This is a genomic window from Streptomyces sp. NPDC052107 (assembly GCF_040680215.1).
Lineage (GTDB): Bacteria > Actinomycetota > Actinomycetes > Streptomycetales > Streptomycetaceae > Streptomyces.
Map to the genome: position 1 here is coordinate 1 of NZ_JBFAWG010000065.1, position 14,785 is coordinate 14,785.

The window sequence follows — 14,785 nt, forward strand, 5'->3', positions numbered from 1 at the left end:
AGCGGGTACTTCCTCGGGGCAGGCATCGTCTGGGCTCCTCTCATGAGACCCATCTGACCTGCTGTCACCTTTCCCCGCATCTCGGGGGAACCTCATAGCGCTCCACCAGTTCATGCCAGGCGAAGTGCGGGTCGGTGGAGCGTTTGTCACTGAACACGCCCAGGTGCACCAGGAAGCTGACGCCGGCGTCCTCGGCGGCGTCCACCAGGGTCTTGGTCTGGTGGTTCATCGCCGAGGTGTAGCCGGTCATCAGGAATACCCGGTCGATGCCCTCCAGTGCGCCGGGGAAGGTGTCGGGGTCATCGAGATCGATGCGGGCGGCTTCCTTCCCCTCCTTGATCCACTGTTCGACGGTCGTCTCGCTGCGTGAGGCCCGCACCGGGACCGCTTGACCGGGTGTCGCCTCCAGCGCCTTCACGACCGCTGATCCGGTGCGGCCGGTGGCCCCGAGGACCAGCACTCGCGAGGTGTCTGTATTCCGCATCTGTCGCTCCTCGCCCGTCACGAAAGCAATCACTTTCGTATGACACGATAGTCATCGCTGTCGTATGCTCTGTCAAGTCGACGCGAGACCGGAGGAAGAACCGTGCGGACCTGGGCCGAGAACGACCCCAAAGCGCGCCTGATGGCGCGCAAGCGCGAGGCGATCATCAACGCTGCCCTCGCGGCCTTCCTCGAAGAGGGGTACGGCGGAAGCTCGGTCAACCGCATCGCCGCGAGCGCAGGCGTGTCCATCACCACCCTGTACCGGCACTTCGACAGCAAGGACGATCTCTTCGTCGCCGTCATCCAGGAGGCCTGCGAGACCTCCGCGCAGACCGCAGACCCGCAATGGCTGAACCTGCCGCCCCTGGAGGGTCTGACGGAAGCGGGCTGCGAGCTTCTCCAACACGTCCTGTCCGAGCAGCAGTTGGCACTGTTCAGGGTGGTGGCCCGGGACGCGCAGCGCTTCCCCGAGCTCGGCCGCCGCTACCAACAGGAGATCCTCGGAGACCGCATAGCCCTGTTCACGCGACACCTGTCCCACTGGCCGGCGAAGCTGCGTTCCAAGGTCAGCGACCCCACCCGGGCCGCCCACGTCTTCTCCGCCCTCCTCCAGGCGGAGATCGTGGACACCGCCCTGCTCGGCGGACCGGTCCCCGACCCGGCCGCCATCCGAATCCGCTCCCAGGAGGCCGCGAACGACCTGCTGGCCCTCGCCGAAACCGGACGGCTCTAAGGACTGTCCGGCGGGTCACGAGCGAAGCCACAGGCGAATGGCAGCGACGGTCACGGTGCCATGGAAGATGTACGCCCTCTTGTCGAATCGGGTGGCTACGGCGCGGAAGCCCTTGAGGGCGTTGATCGTTCGCTCGACTTCGATGCGGCGCTTGTAGATCGCCTTGTCGAAGCCGGTGGGTCGGCCGCCTGCGCTGCCGCGGCGCTTGCGGTTGGCCCGCTGGTCCCTGCGTTCGGGAATGGTGTGCCTGATCTGCCGACGCCGCAGGTATCGGCGGTTCCGGCGAGAGGAGTACGCTTTGTCGCCGCCCAGGTGATCGGGGCGTGTGCGCGGATGCCCGCCTGCCGGGCGCGGGACACGGATGCGTTCGAGGACCGGGATGAGTTGCGGGGCATCGCCCCACTGGCCTGGTGTGATGACGAACGCGAGCGGACGCCGGCCGCACTCTGCGGCAAGATGGATCTTGCAGGTCAGCCCGCCACGGGAACGTCCCAGGGCCTCATCCGAAAGATGCTGAGCAGGCCGGCTACGTCGTCCAGGGATACGCGGCGTGTCAGTGCGGGCGCCCGCAGCGTGCTGGTGGGCGCGGCAGGAGGTCGAGTCCACGCTGACCATGCTCCAGTCGATCCGGCCTTCCGTATCGGCATCGGCCTGGACGGCCCGCAGGATCCTTTCCCACGTGCCGTCCGCCGACCACCTGCGATGCCTGTCATGCACGGTCTTCCACTTCCCGAACCGTGCCGGCAGATCACGCCACGGGACACCGGTTCGCTGCCGGAAGAGAATGCCGTTGATCACCCTGCGATGGCTCTTCCAACGCCCGCCTCGCCCCACATTCTTCGGCAAGTGCGACTCCAGCCGAGCCCACTCCTGGTCCGACAGATCACCCCGCCACACATCAGCCAGAACGACGTAATCGTCTACCTGATCACACGATCCATCGGACAGTGCCTAGAGCCCTCTGACGAGCGTGCGCGCTCCACGCGTCATGGTCGCCACGGCGTCGCCTCGGTCACCCGCTGCGCAGGCTCTGCAGCTCCGCTCCGGCCGCGTGCGACACCTTTCGCGTGACGGTGCCCCCACGAAGAAGACGTGCCTTGTGACTTGCGGGGATGAGAGTTCTCTACGCTTCCAGCCCACAGCAAGTCAAGGCATGTCGTAGGTGAAAGCCGCTTCCCGATCGCGCCTTGGGAAAAAGTACGGGCTGCTGTCGATCCGGCCATGTCCCGTTCGACGTCATGATGTGCGGCGCCTCGCCACACCATGACGCGACAGGATCTGACGAGGAAACACGTGGATCAACTGCTGAGAGCCATGAACTTCAACGTCTCGAGTGACGGAATCGGTGCCGGTGAGCACCAGAGTCTCGAGCGGCCGTTCGGCCTGGACCATCCCGAGAGGCTGTTCGCCTGGGCAGGAGCCACGGCGAGCTGGCCCATGCGCACGGATCCCGGGGGGAGCCGGGGCCTGGACGACTACTTCACGCGAGACTTCGCACGCAACATCGGCGCTGAGATCACGGGCCGCAACAAGTTCGGGCCCCAGCGCGGGCCCTGGCCGGACCATGAGTGGCGCGGCTGGTGGGGTGAGCAGCCCCCGTTCCGCACGCCGGTGTTCGTCATGACCCACCACACGCGTCCGTCGTTCACGCTCTGCGACACCACGTTCCACTTCGTCGACAGCGACCCGGCCACAGTCCTCGAACGGGCGCGGGAAGCGGCGCAGGGCAAGGACGTCCGGCTCGGCGGCGGGGTCACCACCATCCGGCAGTTCCTCGATGCCGGCCTTGTCGACACCATGCATGTGGCGGTCTCGCCGGTAAAGCTCGGGTCCGGACTACGGCTGTGGGAGTTCCCCGATGAGCGGCTCGACCGGTTCCACCTGGAGGTCGTGCCCAGCCCGAGCGGCGTGACACACCACCTGTTCTGGCGGAGGTGACGCTGAGCGGCGAACTGCCGGGCCGGGAACGGCCTCAAGGCCGCGGGGGTAAAGGTCCAGACCGTCCCGGGCGCCCGCAACATCGTGTCCGACAACCCCGACACTGCATTCACACGCGCAGTGGCGGACACGCGAGAAGCAGCCGGGGCGGGCTGCCAGGACCGGGCCACCGGAAAGGCTTCAGCGGCCGGCCCGCCCTACGGGGCGAGGAGGCCAGTCGTAACAGCTCGGGTCGGCCAAGCGCTGACGGGCTTCGCGGACCGCCGCCGGCAGCCACGAAACGGCCCGTAAGCGGTTGAAACCCGTTAGAGCACGATAAGACCGGGCGACTCCTGGGCGAGCGCCATGTCGACGCCGGCCATGCGCTTTGGCTCCCATACGTACACAACCTGCGGATCAAGCACTGTTACCGCTCCCCCGAATCTTCCACAGCCTCAACGCCCCGGGGGGACGCGGGCATTCCCGCATCCCCCCGGGACTGTGCCACGGGGTCACGAGGCCAACACCCGCTGATGCAGTTCCGTGACGATCTTGCGCGCGGAGGAGATCGCCCCGTGCTGCCAGGCGTCCAAGTAGCTCAGGTAGTCACCGGCGAAGTGCACGTTGCCCTGCGCCGTGTTGAGCGGCGCGTACGCCGGGGCGTCGGGGCCGCCGGGCATGGAATGCCAGGCGCCCTCGAGGTACGGGACGAGCTTCCACTGGTGGGAGAAGGACGCGGCCAGTTCGGTGCGGTACTTGCTGCCGTGGATCATGACGCCCTGCGTGACGGCGCGCTCCAGGCGCTGGGCCGGGGTGAGGGCCGAGTACACCTCGGAGTGGGCGCCGGTGTTGTAGTACCCAATGATGACGCCGCGCTCGCCAAGGTGGCCGTAGGACGGGTACCAGATGTGGTCCAGGTCCATGTCGGTCTCGGTGATACCGCCGAAGATCTTGAAGTCCTTCTCCCACCAGCGGCTCTTGTACTCAAGGCCGATCTTGGAGGCGTAGGAGGGCTTCACGGCCAGGAGGGCGGTCTGCACCTCGGAGCCGAGGTTGTGCGGAGTCCTGGCGAGGAGGTGCGGTGCCAGGGTGGCGATGCAGTAGTCGGCCTTGATCACCTGGGTGCGGCCGTCCTGAGTGTAGGTGACGACGACACCGTCGGCGGTGTTCTTGAGGTCGGTCAGGGCCGCACCCGTGCGGATCTTCTCCTCTCCGATGGCACGAGCGAAGGCCTTGGGTATCTGGTCCATGCCGCCGACCGGCTGGAACATCAGCATCGCCTGGTCGTAGCCGAACTCGAAGGAGAAGGTGCGGCCCACGTTGGAGGCGAAGACCTCCGCGAGGGAGGGGACGCCGCTCAGTTCCTCGCCAGGGGTTCCGGAGGCGCCCGGGTCGACGCTGAAGCCGCGGTGCTCGCTGCCGGTGTACGTGTAGTCGGAGCCGAGGGAGCCGTAGCTCTTGAGGAAGGTGAGCAGCCGCTCCTTGTCGTCGGCCGTCAGTTCGCCGTCGAGGGCGCCGGAGTTGGTGGCCTTGGAGAGCAGTTCAGAGACATAGCCGTAGACGTCGGCCTTCGCGGTCCGGTACCGGACCGGAGCCGTCATGCCGTAGCCCGGGTTGTAGATGAGCGCGCTAGCGTTGGAGTTGGTGAAGACCTCGATCGGTACGCCGAGTTCGCGGCAGTAGTCGAGGGTGACCATCCACTGGGCGAGGCGGGCCGGGCCCGCGTTCATGTACTGGCCCTTGCTGAAACTGGCCGTCTGACCGACGCCGTTGATGTCCGTGAGGCTGTCGCCCCCGCGGACAGTGAGGTTGCGGCCGCCGACGCGGTCCCGGGCCTCGAGGACCGTACAGTCGTAGCCGGCCTTGCCGAGTTCGTACGCGGAGGTGAGGCCTGCGATGCCGCCGCCGATGATGACCACGCTCGCGGCCTTGCCGCCGCGCCCCTGGAGGGTGAAGTCGCTGCGGCGAGGCGCCCGGAAGGGCGCCTCCTTCTCCGCCGCGTAGGCGGCCGTGGGTGCGAGACCGAGCGCCCCCATGGTCGCGAACATGGCTCCGGCGCCGCCTGCGATACCGACGTTGCGGAGGAATGCCCGTCGACTCGTTCCTGACCCGTGCTGAGGCTGTGCCATGAGATGGGCTTCCCTTCCGATCTTGAACGGAGACCCGGGAAGCCTTCCAATGGCCGGTTACAGCCCATGGATTACTGATGTAACCTACACGTTTCAATGCGTCAATGACAGTCTCTGGGACACGGGCCTACGGGTGGTGACACAGTGACAGGTAGCGGCGGGGCTGGCTCGTTTCTTAGCTGCCCCGGTAACGGTGGCTTGTCGGCGATGTGCCGCCCCGCCGGCCCGGGCTGCCCCGGAGTGGCCTGATAGCACCTCTGTGTGTCAAGCGGCCTGAGCAAGGTGGTTCCGTTGATCTCGTTTCATGATCCGGTAGACCACGTTGGACAGCCGTCGATTCAGAGCCCTGCGGGCCTCCGCGGCCGTCTTGCCTTCCGCGATCTTTCGCAGGTAGTAGTCCTGTCCGCGTCCGCCGTCGCGGATCTGGCAGACGGCGACGATGTGCAGCACCGAGTTCAGCGCCCGGTTGCCGCCGGTGTGGAGCCGACGACGGACGTTGTTGCCGCTGGAGGCGTCCAAGGAGGCGCTGCCGGTGTAGCTGGCGAAGTGGTGCTCGGTCGGGAAACGGCTGACGTCGCCGACGCGGCCGATGACCTAGTAGGCGGCCAGCACGGTGCCCAGGCCCGGCAGCGCGGGAAGCGTGGTGCCCGTCACGGCGACGGCGTCGCGCATGTCGGCCTCGTTGTCCTTGACCCGCCGGTCCAAACGGGCAGGTCGGCCAGCAGGTCGCGGGCTGTGTCTCGGCGTCAGGAGTCGGTGGCCGTCGCCGGACGGATGGCTTTCATGGCGGCGGCGGCCTTGCCGGCGGACAGCCCGGTGGGAGCGCCGCCGGGCACCAGGTCGCGCAGGACTGCGTGGAGCCGGTTCAGGACGCGGGTGCGTTCGTGGACCAGGTCGTCGTGTCGCTCGGTCAGCGGCCGAAGGATCGTGGTCTGGCCCTCGGGCACGACGGTCCGCAAGTCGTCGCGGAACCGGGCGACTTGAGCCACGTGGAGGGCCTCAGCGGCGTCGGTCTTGCGGTCGCCGCCGATGGCCAGCAGCCGGGCCCGGGCAGACAGGGTGGAGGGGACGTCCACCACGTTCTCGCCCGCTGCGGCCAGCTGCTGGGCGAGAGTTCGGCCCAGGCCGCGGGTGCCTTCGACGGCGAAGCGGCGTTCGGGCCACTGCTCGCACCAGCGCAGCAGCTGACGGAAGGTGCCGGCGTTGACGACGAACCGGCGCTGGGCCACCTGGTGGCCGGCAGCGTCGATCGCGACGGCAGCGTGGGACGACTTGTGGGGGTCGACACCGATCAAGATCACAGGCCGGCCTCGCACTCACTGGGAGAGGAATAGAGAGTGCGGTAGGCATCCTGACTTGAAGTCAAAACGTCACCAAGATGTTCATGCCTCGGTCGAGCCACACCGCGTGGGTGCCGGCCAGCGGCGCCACGCTATCAGTGAGCCAACCCGAGGGCGGCAAGGAGCACTGCGGGCCCGTGCCGACCGGCACCCTGGACGCTACGGCTGCAGACCGTGCGTCTGGCCTCGATCGAACAAGTCAGGAGCGTGCCGCGCGAGCCCGATTGAGGCGTGCCCCCGCGGTGGAGGCGTCGATCAACTCTCCACCGGCCAGCGGAGGTTCCCTTGCACGTTGTCAGCATCGACGGTCACAAGAAGACGCATACGCTGGACGCGGCCGACCAACTGGGACGCAGGGCGGACGAGATCACCGTCAAGGCCACTGCGTCCGGTCATGTCCAGGCGCTCAAATGGATTGCCCGATTCGGGCAGGTCCTGCTGGCTATCGAGGACTGCCACCATCTGACCCGGCGGTTCGAGGCGGATCTCCTGCTTGCCGGCCATGCGGTGGTGCGAGTGCATACGCGGCTCACGGCCGGGGCCCGACGCTCGGCCCGGGAGCGGGCCAAGTCCGACCCGATCGACGCCGAGGCGGTCGCACGGGTGGCATGCGGGAACCCGAGCTGAAGCGCGCCCGCCTCGCCGGACCCGCGCGGGACGTCAAGCTGCTGGTCGACCATCGCCGGCGCCTGGTGCGAAGCCGGACCGCGGCGGCGAACAAGCTGCGCTGGTTCCTGCACGAGATCGACCCGGAGCGCCCGGTTCCTTCCCGGGGATTACGCCGCTTGCGCGTGTTCGACATGCTGGCTGCGGAGCTCGATGGCTGCGCGGGAGTCGTCGCGGAGATCGCCCGTGACCTTGTGGGTGAGTGCCACAGGCTGACCGAGCAGATCAACCATCTGGAGGCACGCCTGCGCAAGCTGGTGCAGACGCTGGCGCCCTCGCTGCCGGATGTCCCCGGGCGTGGGGTGATCAGCGCGGCCGTCGTCATCGGCGAAACGGCCGGTGCCGCCCGGTTCAAGTCCAAGGATGCGTTCGCGCACTTCAGCGGCACGGCTCCCATTCCCGTGTGGTCGTCGAACAAGGTCCGGGTCCGCGGGGCCGGCGGCCCCCGCCCCGCGCGGCGGCTGCCGCCTCCAGCAGGGACCAGCCGTCGATCTCCACCACCCGGCGCACCTCTGGCTGCCACCCGCGGGCCGACGCCGCGTCGAGCAGAGCTCGTACGGCGCCGGGTTCGTGAAGGTTCAGGGAGGCACCCCGGACGTATCCCACGCCTCCAGAGCCCAGGGGAGCCCCGCCCGGGACATACCGGCCCGGGCCCTCGGTGAAGACGATGCGCAGTGGGCCGCCAGCCGGCTGCGGGTACAGCGTCAGGGTCTCGCAGCAGGACCGGCTGCCGTCCGCCACGCTGTGGCTGTGGCGGAGCGTCCACAGGTACACGCGCGCGTCGGCAACCAGCCGACGGGGCCTCTTGGGATGGCGGGGCACGGAGCCGAAGGTACACGGCCTGATCCACGCGTCCCTAGCGGTGACCAGGCTTCGACGAGACGAACAGGACGGTCGTCAGACTTCGATGAGATCGGTCAAGGTCCGATCAGACAGGACACCGAGTGTCGGTGAGGTGCTCTACACGGTGCACACTCAGACTAGAGCGCGCGTTCGAATGATTCGGCAAACGGACACACGCACAGCAAAGAGGAGCGGGTGTCCTGTGCCAGCGAAGGTCGATTGCTTGGGTTGCGTCTACGGAAGTGGTGTACGGGTTCGACCTGATACAGGGTTTTGCTCCGGCATCGGTGTGATGCCCGCATAGACGAACGGCCACCGGCTGATGTGTCGAAGCCCCAAGGAGATCAGCACGATGACCGCACCCGACAGTCTGCCCCTGCATGCCCTCGCCGAAGACAACCTCGCCGCGGCGAGTCCCGATCTGCTGCGCGCGCTGGTCAAGACGTTCGCCGACGCCCTCATGTCCGCCGAGGCCGACGCCCTCGGCAACGCCGAATACGGCCAGGTCAGCGAGGAGAGAGTCAACCACCGCAACGGTTACCGCCCACGCGAGTGGGACACAAGGGCCGGCACGGAGGCTGTTGCGTTTTGGAGTTCGCACCGCTGGAACTGTTGGATGAGTCCATGGCGAAGGGCTTCCGTTCCGTCCTTGGGCACCGACACGTCGTCGATCACCCAGGCCGTCGGGGTGATGAGCGGCAGCATGCGTTCGCAGATCCGCCGCTGCACCGGCACGGGATCCCAGGTCGACTGGTTCACGAACTGCTGGAGGTTCTTCTCGTTGCCGTCCGGCAGCCGAGCCGCCATGGCCTGGATCGACTTGCGGCGGCCGTCCAGCATCAGTCCCCGCAGGTAGCAGTCGCCCTTGGCCCGCTGGTCCTTGCGCGGCACCGAGGCGAACACATCGGCCATGTATAACGCCAACCTGGCCCGTACACGCTTCACTTCGTGTGCATCCACACATCCAACATGCCCAGGAACAGCCCGAACCAGAAGACCTAACGGAGTCCTAATAGGAGTCGTCGCTGATTCACTGCACCATAATGTCCGAGCATCGCTCGGTGAACGCGCAGACGGCTGGAGTCTTCCGCTCCTCACGGAGCATCGAGGCCTCCAGCCGTCTTAGCGGTCGCACGATAGGTGATCAGGAGTCCGAGCGCGGTGCGTGCATTACAGCTATTCTCCAGTCTACTGTCGGCCCCGCTGTAATTTGCAGGGTCGTATCGGCTGGCCGGAGCGATCCGCGACTATTGTAGATGGCTTTGGGGCTTCCAGCACAGGTCACGACGCGGAGCAGTAGCCGCTCGGACTTGTCAGTCACCTTCAGCGAGCCGCGGCCGAGGCAGCTGACAGCGATGACAAGGTCTCCGTTGTTTCCCTCGCCGCGAATGGGGAGAGTTGAGTTCCCCTTTCCACGGGTGTTGAGAAGCGTCTTGGCTTCAGAGACGGATTGCTCGTATATACCAGGATCGACCAGAGTGCTGCTTTGCTGGGGCGAGCTGGTGGGAACGGCCGACGTCGCGGACGCGTGGCCGTGTGGTGCGCCACTGGAGGAAGTGCAGGCCGTCACGCCGAGCACGAGGATCGTGAGGCCGGTCGCCGCGTTCAGACCGCGCCTCATGAGGTGTGCCAGAAAGTGGGGACGTGGTAAGGGAAGACTGCCGTCCCCTCGCGGCCTACGATCCACTTGCTGGCACCGTTGTACGAGCCGTGCTCCCAGTGCATGCTCTGCTCGTCGGCGCCTGCGTGCAAGTATCCGATGGGGCGGTCGACCTTCCAGGTTGCGGAGTAGGCCACCTGAGTCGTGATGGCGTTGCCCAGAGACCCGCTCACGGATTCCTTGGCGTTGGCGAAGATGACTCCTTCCTCCGCGGCCACTGTTCCGGTGATGGTCTTGGTGACTGTTATGCCCTTTGTGATGGTGATGCCGATTGTCTCGTCCTTGTGACCTTCGACACTGCTCACCATGTCCTTGTATTTGTGCTGCACAGCGCTGAACTTGTATCCAGGGTCCGGCGGGCAGCCGTCGGCGTGATCGGGCTCCATCGTTTGCGATGTCACGTCGTCGGGGCCGTCTGCGAATGCCACCCCGGTCAGTTGCGTGGTGCCGAGGAAGGCCAGAGCGGCGGAGGTGCAGACTAGCGCGGCAGCGCGACGCGCATTCTTATTCATGCGTTTCCCCCAAAAAATGCCGAATTGATTCGGCTTCAAGGCCGGTAGGTCGATTGCACAGCCTGGACTGGCATGATCATGCCCATCACTCCTAAGCATGTCAACCAAACCAAGGAAATCTATGGATTCCTCAAATTCAGCTCAACTCAGACATTGGTGAAGGTTTTAGAATCCCGTTAGGTCTCATTGATGTCATCGCTAAGGCCTGTCCCGTACCAGCTGGCTACACGTGAGACGATCACCGAGTGGCGTGTTGCGCTCACAGCGTCGGAGCCGTCATGGAGCGCACCGCACACGGCCGCCCCCACACCCCGTTGTGAGCACGGCAGTTGGCGTCTCTACTCTCGCTCCATGACATGGAACGAGGCCAGCGGCACCGTCAGCCAGACCTTCGATAGCTGGCGGGCGACCGACGCGCAGAACCGCGCCTGCCTGCGGCTCTCTGCCGAGTGGTCCCACGCGGCCTACGACCGAACCTGGAAAGAGGCCGAAGCGTCGTTCACCGCAGTCTTCGATCCGGACCGGCACCACGGGGACGAGCGTCGACGGGCAGAAGTGCGCCCTCCGACTGGTCACACCGAAGAACTTCGAATCTCCGGGCTGGGGAACACTCGTCAAAGCCCACGCGGTGCTCAAGAACGAGGTGGACACCGCCGAAGTGATGTGGGCCAGGGAGCTGCGACACCTCCTCACTCACCAGAACGGTGAGCTGCGCACGCAGGGCGCCCTGGAGAAGTTCCGGGATGCGGAGGCCGAGGCTGGCCGGGAGGAGATCGACCGAGCATACGTCGGCGGGAAGGTCCACCTGGGCGCGGAGCGCGTGCTCAGGACTCTCGACGCGCTGGCCTCCGTGGTCCGTGCCGCCGATCCTGCCGTCTGGTCATTCGTGTGGGGTCCGGGGCGCGGAGAGGACTGCATGAGGGCCCTTGCGGAGCTCGAGCAGGGAAAGCTCATTGAGGCCGCCGCCACCTGATGAGAGCGAAGTCGGGCAGCGAGCCCGGTGGGCCCGGGCGTGTTCGTTTCGAGCGGACGGCGCGGTGCGTGACAGGCGAAGTTTGATTGGCCGAACTCCCGGCGATCGCCGGCGCAGACCGCGCGACCGCACACCGCTACTTCGACGACTTCGTCCTCCGCCGACTCCCTGCCGCGCTCGCCACGGCCCGTCAGGATACCGTCACGGCGGCCATGGCACTGCTGGCCGAGATGTTCGTCGACGCCGGCGGCATGGTCCGGCTGAGCCGTGAGCAGGCTCGCGGCCGGGCCGGCGACTTCGAGATCATCGAGTACATCCTGCGCGGTCAGCCCGGAGGCGTGCCCGGCACCTGGGGCCACCACTTCGACGACTGCCTCCTGCACGCTCCCATCACCGACCAGCACCGCAACAAGATTGCCCACCAGGCCGCGCTCATCGAGTCCGCACTCGGGAGCGACCCGGCGGACGTTCCGAGCACGGCCCCTCGCGCGCGCCACCGGCCGCCGCATCCTGCTGATAGCGTCCGGAGGCGCCGCCGACCTGCGCCGAGTCGACCCGGCTCTCCTGCACCCCGCCGACCACCTGGTCCTCCACGACGTCGACCCCGACGCCCTCCAGTACGCCCTCACACACCTGCCGCCCGCGACCCGCGCCCAGACCGCCGCGGCCCCCTGGCAACGTCCTGCGCACCGCCGCCCATCTGGCCGCCGACCACGGCCCCTTCGATCTGGTCCTGGCCGGAGGCCTCTTCGACTACCTCGAAGAACGCTTCGCCCGAGCCCTGATCCGCACCACTCTGTCCCGCCTGTGCCGCCCCGGAGGCACGTTCTACTTCTCCAACATCGCGACCCCGAACCCGTACGCCGCCCTGATGACCCACATCGGCCGCTGGAACCTCGTCGAACGTACCCCCGCCGACATCGAGGCCGACGTCCGAGCCGCCGCGCCGCCGGGAAGGAACCGTCGCCGGACCGGACATCATCGCCGATGCCACCGGCCTGACGCTGTTCGCGACGGTGCGGCGCGCTGACGAGCCGGGGTGATAGCCGCAGCCGGCATCGTGTTCCTCCCTGACGCGGCATCGGTCGTCAGTCGAGGCCTTCGGTGATGCGGAAGTCGCGCTCGACGCCGTCAGCAAGTACGGCCAGTGCTTCCTGGTAGGCCGCACTCGCGCGTGCGGCGACCGCCTGTTCGAAGCTGTCGAACTCGATCAGGACGGTGCGCTCGGCGATTCCGGCGTCGTGTGCGACGACCCGGCTGCCGCGGGAGAGCAGCCGCCCGCCCGCGGCCTTGACGGCTGGACCGGCCAGCTTGTCGTAGGCAGCAAGCCTCTCAGGGTCTGCGATGGTGCGGTAGACGCTGACCCAGTAGCCCTTGGCCACGGTACCTCCTGTGTTCGGAATTGATGATCAGAAGCATGCTCAGATCCATGGCCGGCGCGCTGTGGGTGAGCGAGCCGACGGAGACGGCGTCGAAGTCGGACGGCTTCGATCAACCGGCCGGGGCTGCGATCGGATTGGTCTCGGGTGAGCGTCGGCGGGCGAGGACGAGCCAGAGCCGGTCGAGTCGATGACTGGCCTCGCCGGAAGGGCCGCGGCCCGGACTAGAACGAAGAGGAGCCGACAAGTAGGTACGAGTCGCACCAGTACGACGTGATCGGCCATCAACCCTGAGCCCCTGCCACAGATGCCGCCAGAACTGGCCGGGCTCTCACAGGAGCAGTTGGACCTGCTGCGGACCGGCACCCTCGCCTTGAGCGCGCAGGCTTCATCGCATGACCGTGCGAACGATCGCTGCCTGGCCGCCGACTCGGATCCGGTGTCCCGTGCGGTCGCGGTGGGCGGTCGCTGTGATGGTGGACGGGCTGCCGAGGTGATCACCCATGTCGACAGCGAGGCGGTGTGTGCCGAACCCGGCAGCATGCGCTGCCAGGCAGGCCGTGCTGTTGGCGTTGGCGATGTCCTCGGGGACGCCGATCGACGGGGCGAACATCCGGGCTGCTGCTCGGCCGTGTCGGTCCGGGGGCGAGTAGGCGTAGCAGCCCAGCAGACCGTAGCGGTCACAGGCTGCGCGCAACAGGGTTAAGTCCGGCGTGAGTTCGGCCAGTGCGGCGCGGGATCGGATGGGCAGCAGAAGCCTCGGCCGCCCGTTCGACGCCACGCAGGCGTCGCCGGCTACCGCGTCCTCTGTCAGTCCGAGGCCGCCTACGACTGCCCTCAGTTCGGGTCCACCGGTGCTACGCAGGCTGACCGGGCCCGGGTCGAACGACGCCGTCAGGCCGTCACCGTTTCGGCTTGCCCGACCGTCGAAGCTGCGGTGGGCCGTACGCAGGGCGGCGCGGTAGTCGTGGTCGCCGCCTTCCCGTTCGGCGAGCACGGCGAGGGCGGCGACGGTGCCGTGTCCGCAGGCGGGCAGTTCGCCCTGGGCGGTGAAGAACCGCAGTGTGTACGCGGGCTGACGATGCTCGATTCCGGTCGCGCGGAGGAAGACGGCGTGCGATGTTCCCAACGCCGTGGGAATGCGGCATCGCTCCTCGTCGGTGAACGGCGCATCATCCAGAACGGCGGTCGGGCTGCCACCCGCGCCGTCTCGCTGACACGCGACGACGACCGCTACCTCGGACATGGCACCGGGCCGGTGGTCAGCAGCATGGTCAGGTCCAGTGCGGGCGCGCTGTGCGTCAACGCCCCGACCGAGATGAGGTCGACGCCCGTCCCGGCGATGGCGAGAACTGTGTCCAGGCGGATGGTGCCCGAGGCCTCCAGCAGGATCCGGGAAGCGTCGGCCCGCCCGGCCCGGAACTTCACGACCTGCTCGATGTCGGCCACCGGCATGTTGTCGAGCATGATCCAGCGGGCTCCGGCGTCGAGGGCCTCGGCGGCCTGTGTGACGGTCTGCACCTCGACATCGCTTTCCACGGTCTGCCCGGTGCGCGCCATCCCGCGCCTGACCGCCTCGATCGCGGCGGTCACCCCGCCCGCCGCGGCGATGTGGTTCTCCTTGAGCAGGACCATCCCCGCGAGATCGAAGCGGTGGTTGTGGCCGCCGCCGGCGGTGACCGCGTACTTGTCCAGGGCGCGCAGGCCCGGCGCCGTCTTGCGCGTGTCCAGGATGCGCGCCCTGGTCCCTGCCACAGCTTGGACGTAGCGGTCGGTCAGCGTCGCGATGCCGCACATGCGCTGCAGGAAGTTCAGCGCCGTACGCTCCCCGGTGATCAGGCTGCGCGCCGAACCGGATAGGTGCACCAGGACCTGGCCGTCGGCCAGTCGGGCGCCGTCGGCGATGGCCGGCTCGACCTTGACCTCGGGGTCGACCTGCGCGAAGACCTCGGCGACCACGGGGAGGCCGGCGGCGATGCCGCTTTGCCGGGTGCGGATCTCGGCCGTGGCCACCAGTTCCTCGGGAACGCTCCACACGGTGGTGATGTCCTTCCCTGACGCGTCCTCGGCCAGGGCGGCAGCGGCGGCGGCCCGTGCTGCCGCAGAGGGAAACTCGGTCGTGGTCATCTGGTCTCCAGCTCTGAGTG

The 14,785-nt window shown here is 67.4% G+C and carries 14 protein-coding genes and 4 pseudogenes; 6 read left to right on the forward strand and 12 right to left on the reverse strand.

Features of this window, described 5'->3' with window-relative positions; genetic code table 11:
- Positions 1 to 64: 64 nt before the first annotated feature.
- Complete coding sequence (locus AB0M27_RS36785; protein WP_365728626.1) at positions 65 to 484, reverse strand: NmrA family NAD(P)-binding protein; 420 nt, start codon at positions 482 to 484, stop codon at positions 65 to 67.
- A gap of 102 nt (positions 485 to 586) precedes the next feature.
- Here AB0M27_RS36785 and AB0M27_RS36790 point away from each other — a divergent pair, with 102 nt between their 5' ends.
- A complete protein-coding gene (locus AB0M27_RS36790) occupies positions 587 to 1,219 on the forward strand; it encodes a TetR/AcrR family transcriptional regulator (protein ID WP_365728630.1) in 633 nt (210 codons plus the stop codon).
- Positions 1,220 to 1,234: 15 nt separating this feature from the next.
- Here AB0M27_RS36790 and AB0M27_RS36795 read toward each other — a convergent pair whose 3' ends face one another.
- Positions 1,235 to 2,116 carry an IS5 family transposase gene (locus AB0M27_RS36795; protein ID WP_365728632.1) on the reverse strand — a complete coding sequence of 294 codons (882 nt, stop codon included), beginning with the start codon at positions 2,114 to 2,116 and terminating at the stop codon, positions 1,235 to 1,237.
- Between the two features lie 396 nt (positions 2,117 to 2,512).
- Here AB0M27_RS36795 and AB0M27_RS36800 point away from each other — a divergent pair, with 396 nt between their 5' ends.
- Positions 2,513 to 3,157 carry a dihydrofolate reductase family protein gene (locus AB0M27_RS36800; protein WP_365728634.1) on the forward strand — a complete coding sequence of 215 codons (645 nt, stop codon included), beginning with the start codon at positions 2,513 to 2,515 and terminating at the stop codon, positions 3,155 to 3,157.
- A gap of 308 nt (positions 3,158 to 3,465) precedes the next feature.
- On the opposite strand, the pseudogene AB0M27_RS36805 reads toward AB0M27_RS36800, so the two are convergent.
- The 4 genes and pseudogenes from AB0M27_RS36805 to AB0M27_RS36820 form a co-directional block, all read right to left on the reverse strand.
- Positions 3,466 to 3,561, reverse strand: a pseudogene (locus AB0M27_RS36805) (PAC2 family protein); the annotation flags it as partial.
- A gap of 87 nt (positions 3,562 to 3,648) precedes the next feature.
- Complete coding sequence (locus AB0M27_RS36810; RefSeq protein ID WP_365728635.1) at positions 3,649 to 5,265, reverse strand: flavin monoamine oxidase family protein; 1,617 nt, start codon at positions 5,263 to 5,265, stop codon at positions 3,649 to 3,651.
- Positions 5,266 to 5,529: 264 nt separating this feature from the next.
- Positions 5,530 to 5,856, reverse strand: coding sequence for a transposase (locus tag AB0M27_RS36815; protein WP_365728688.1), 327 nt, complete (start codon positions 5,854 to 5,856; stop codon positions 5,530 to 5,532).
- Between the two features lie 155 nt (positions 5,857 to 6,011).
- Positions 6,012 to 6,560, reverse strand: a complete 549-nt coding sequence (locus AB0M27_RS36820; RefSeq protein WP_365728637.1) for a transposase — start codon at positions 6,558 to 6,560, stop codon at positions 6,012 to 6,014.
- Positions 6,561 to 6,890: 330 nt separating this feature from the next.
- Between AB0M27_RS36820 and AB0M27_RS36825 the strand changes: the two genes are divergently transcribed.
- Together AB0M27_RS36825 and AB0M27_RS36830 are read left to right on the forward strand one after the other, a co-directional pair.
- Entirely contained in the window at positions 6,891 to 7,232 is a 342-nt protein-coding gene (locus AB0M27_RS36825; protein ID WP_365728639.1) for a transposase, read from the forward strand.
- 173 nt (positions 7,233 to 7,405) lie between these two features.
- A pseudogene (locus AB0M27_RS36830) lies at positions 7,406 to 7,645 on the forward strand (IS110 family transposase); the annotation flags it as partial.
- A gap of 4 nt (positions 7,646 to 7,649) precedes the next feature.
- Here AB0M27_RS36830 and AB0M27_RS36835 read toward each other — a convergent pair.
- Positions 7,650 to 8,045: a hypothetical protein gene (locus AB0M27_RS36835; protein WP_365728689.1), complete on the reverse strand. Its 396-nt coding sequence runs from the start codon at positions 8,043 to 8,045 to the stop codon at positions 7,650 to 7,652.
- 421 nt (positions 8,046 to 8,466) lie between these two features.
- Between AB0M27_RS36835 and AB0M27_RS36840 the strand changes: the two are divergent.
- A pseudogene (locus AB0M27_RS36840) lies at positions 8,467 to 8,700 on the forward strand (transposase); the annotation flags it as partial.
- A gap of 38 nt (positions 8,701 to 8,738) precedes the next feature.
- Here the strand turns inward: AB0M27_RS36840 and AB0M27_RS36845 are convergent.
- Both AB0M27_RS36845 and AB0M27_RS36850 read right to left on the reverse strand, forming a co-directional pair.
- Positions 8,739 to 9,074, reverse strand: a pseudogene (locus tag AB0M27_RS36845) (transposase); the annotation flags it as partial.
- A gap of 657 nt (positions 9,075 to 9,731) precedes the next feature.
- The gene (locus AB0M27_RS36850) at positions 9,732 to 10,325 is read right to left on the reverse strand and encodes a hypothetical protein (protein ID WP_365728641.1); all 594 of its coding nucleotides are present in this window, start codon (positions 10,323 to 10,325) and stop codon (positions 9,732 to 9,734) included.
- A gap of 589 nt (positions 10,326 to 10,914) precedes the next feature.
- Between AB0M27_RS36850 and AB0M27_RS36855 the strand changes: the two genes are divergently transcribed.
- Positions 10,915 to 11,259, forward strand: coding sequence for a hypothetical protein (locus AB0M27_RS36855; RefSeq protein ID WP_365728643.1), 345 nt, complete (start codon positions 10,915 to 10,917; stop codon positions 11,257 to 11,259).
- Between the two features lie 1,088 nt (positions 11,260 to 12,347).
- Here the strand turns inward: AB0M27_RS36855 and AB0M27_RS36860 are convergent.
- From AB0M27_RS36860 to nadC, 3 genes are all read right to left on the reverse strand, one after another.
- The gene (locus AB0M27_RS36860; RefSeq protein ID WP_365728645.1) at positions 12,348 to 12,641 is read right to left on the reverse strand and encodes a DUF1330 domain-containing protein; all 294 of its coding nucleotides are present in this window, start codon (positions 12,639 to 12,641) and stop codon (positions 12,348 to 12,350) included.
- A gap of 385 nt (positions 12,642 to 13,026) precedes the next feature.
- A complete protein-coding gene (locus AB0M27_RS36865) occupies positions 13,027 to 13,884 on the reverse strand; it encodes a PhzF family phenazine biosynthesis isomerase (protein WP_365728646.1) in 858 nt (285 codons plus the stop codon).
- Positions 13,872 to 14,765 (reverse strand): carboxylating nicotinate-nucleotide diphosphorylase, encoded by an 894-nt coding sequence (gene nadC, locus AB0M27_RS36870; protein WP_365728648.1) that lies wholly within the window; start codon positions 14,763 to 14,765, stop codon positions 13,872 to 13,874. Before nadC ends, AB0M27_RS36865 begins: the two co-directional genes overlap by 13 nt.
- Between the last annotated feature and the right edge of the window lie 20 nt (positions 14,766 to 14,785).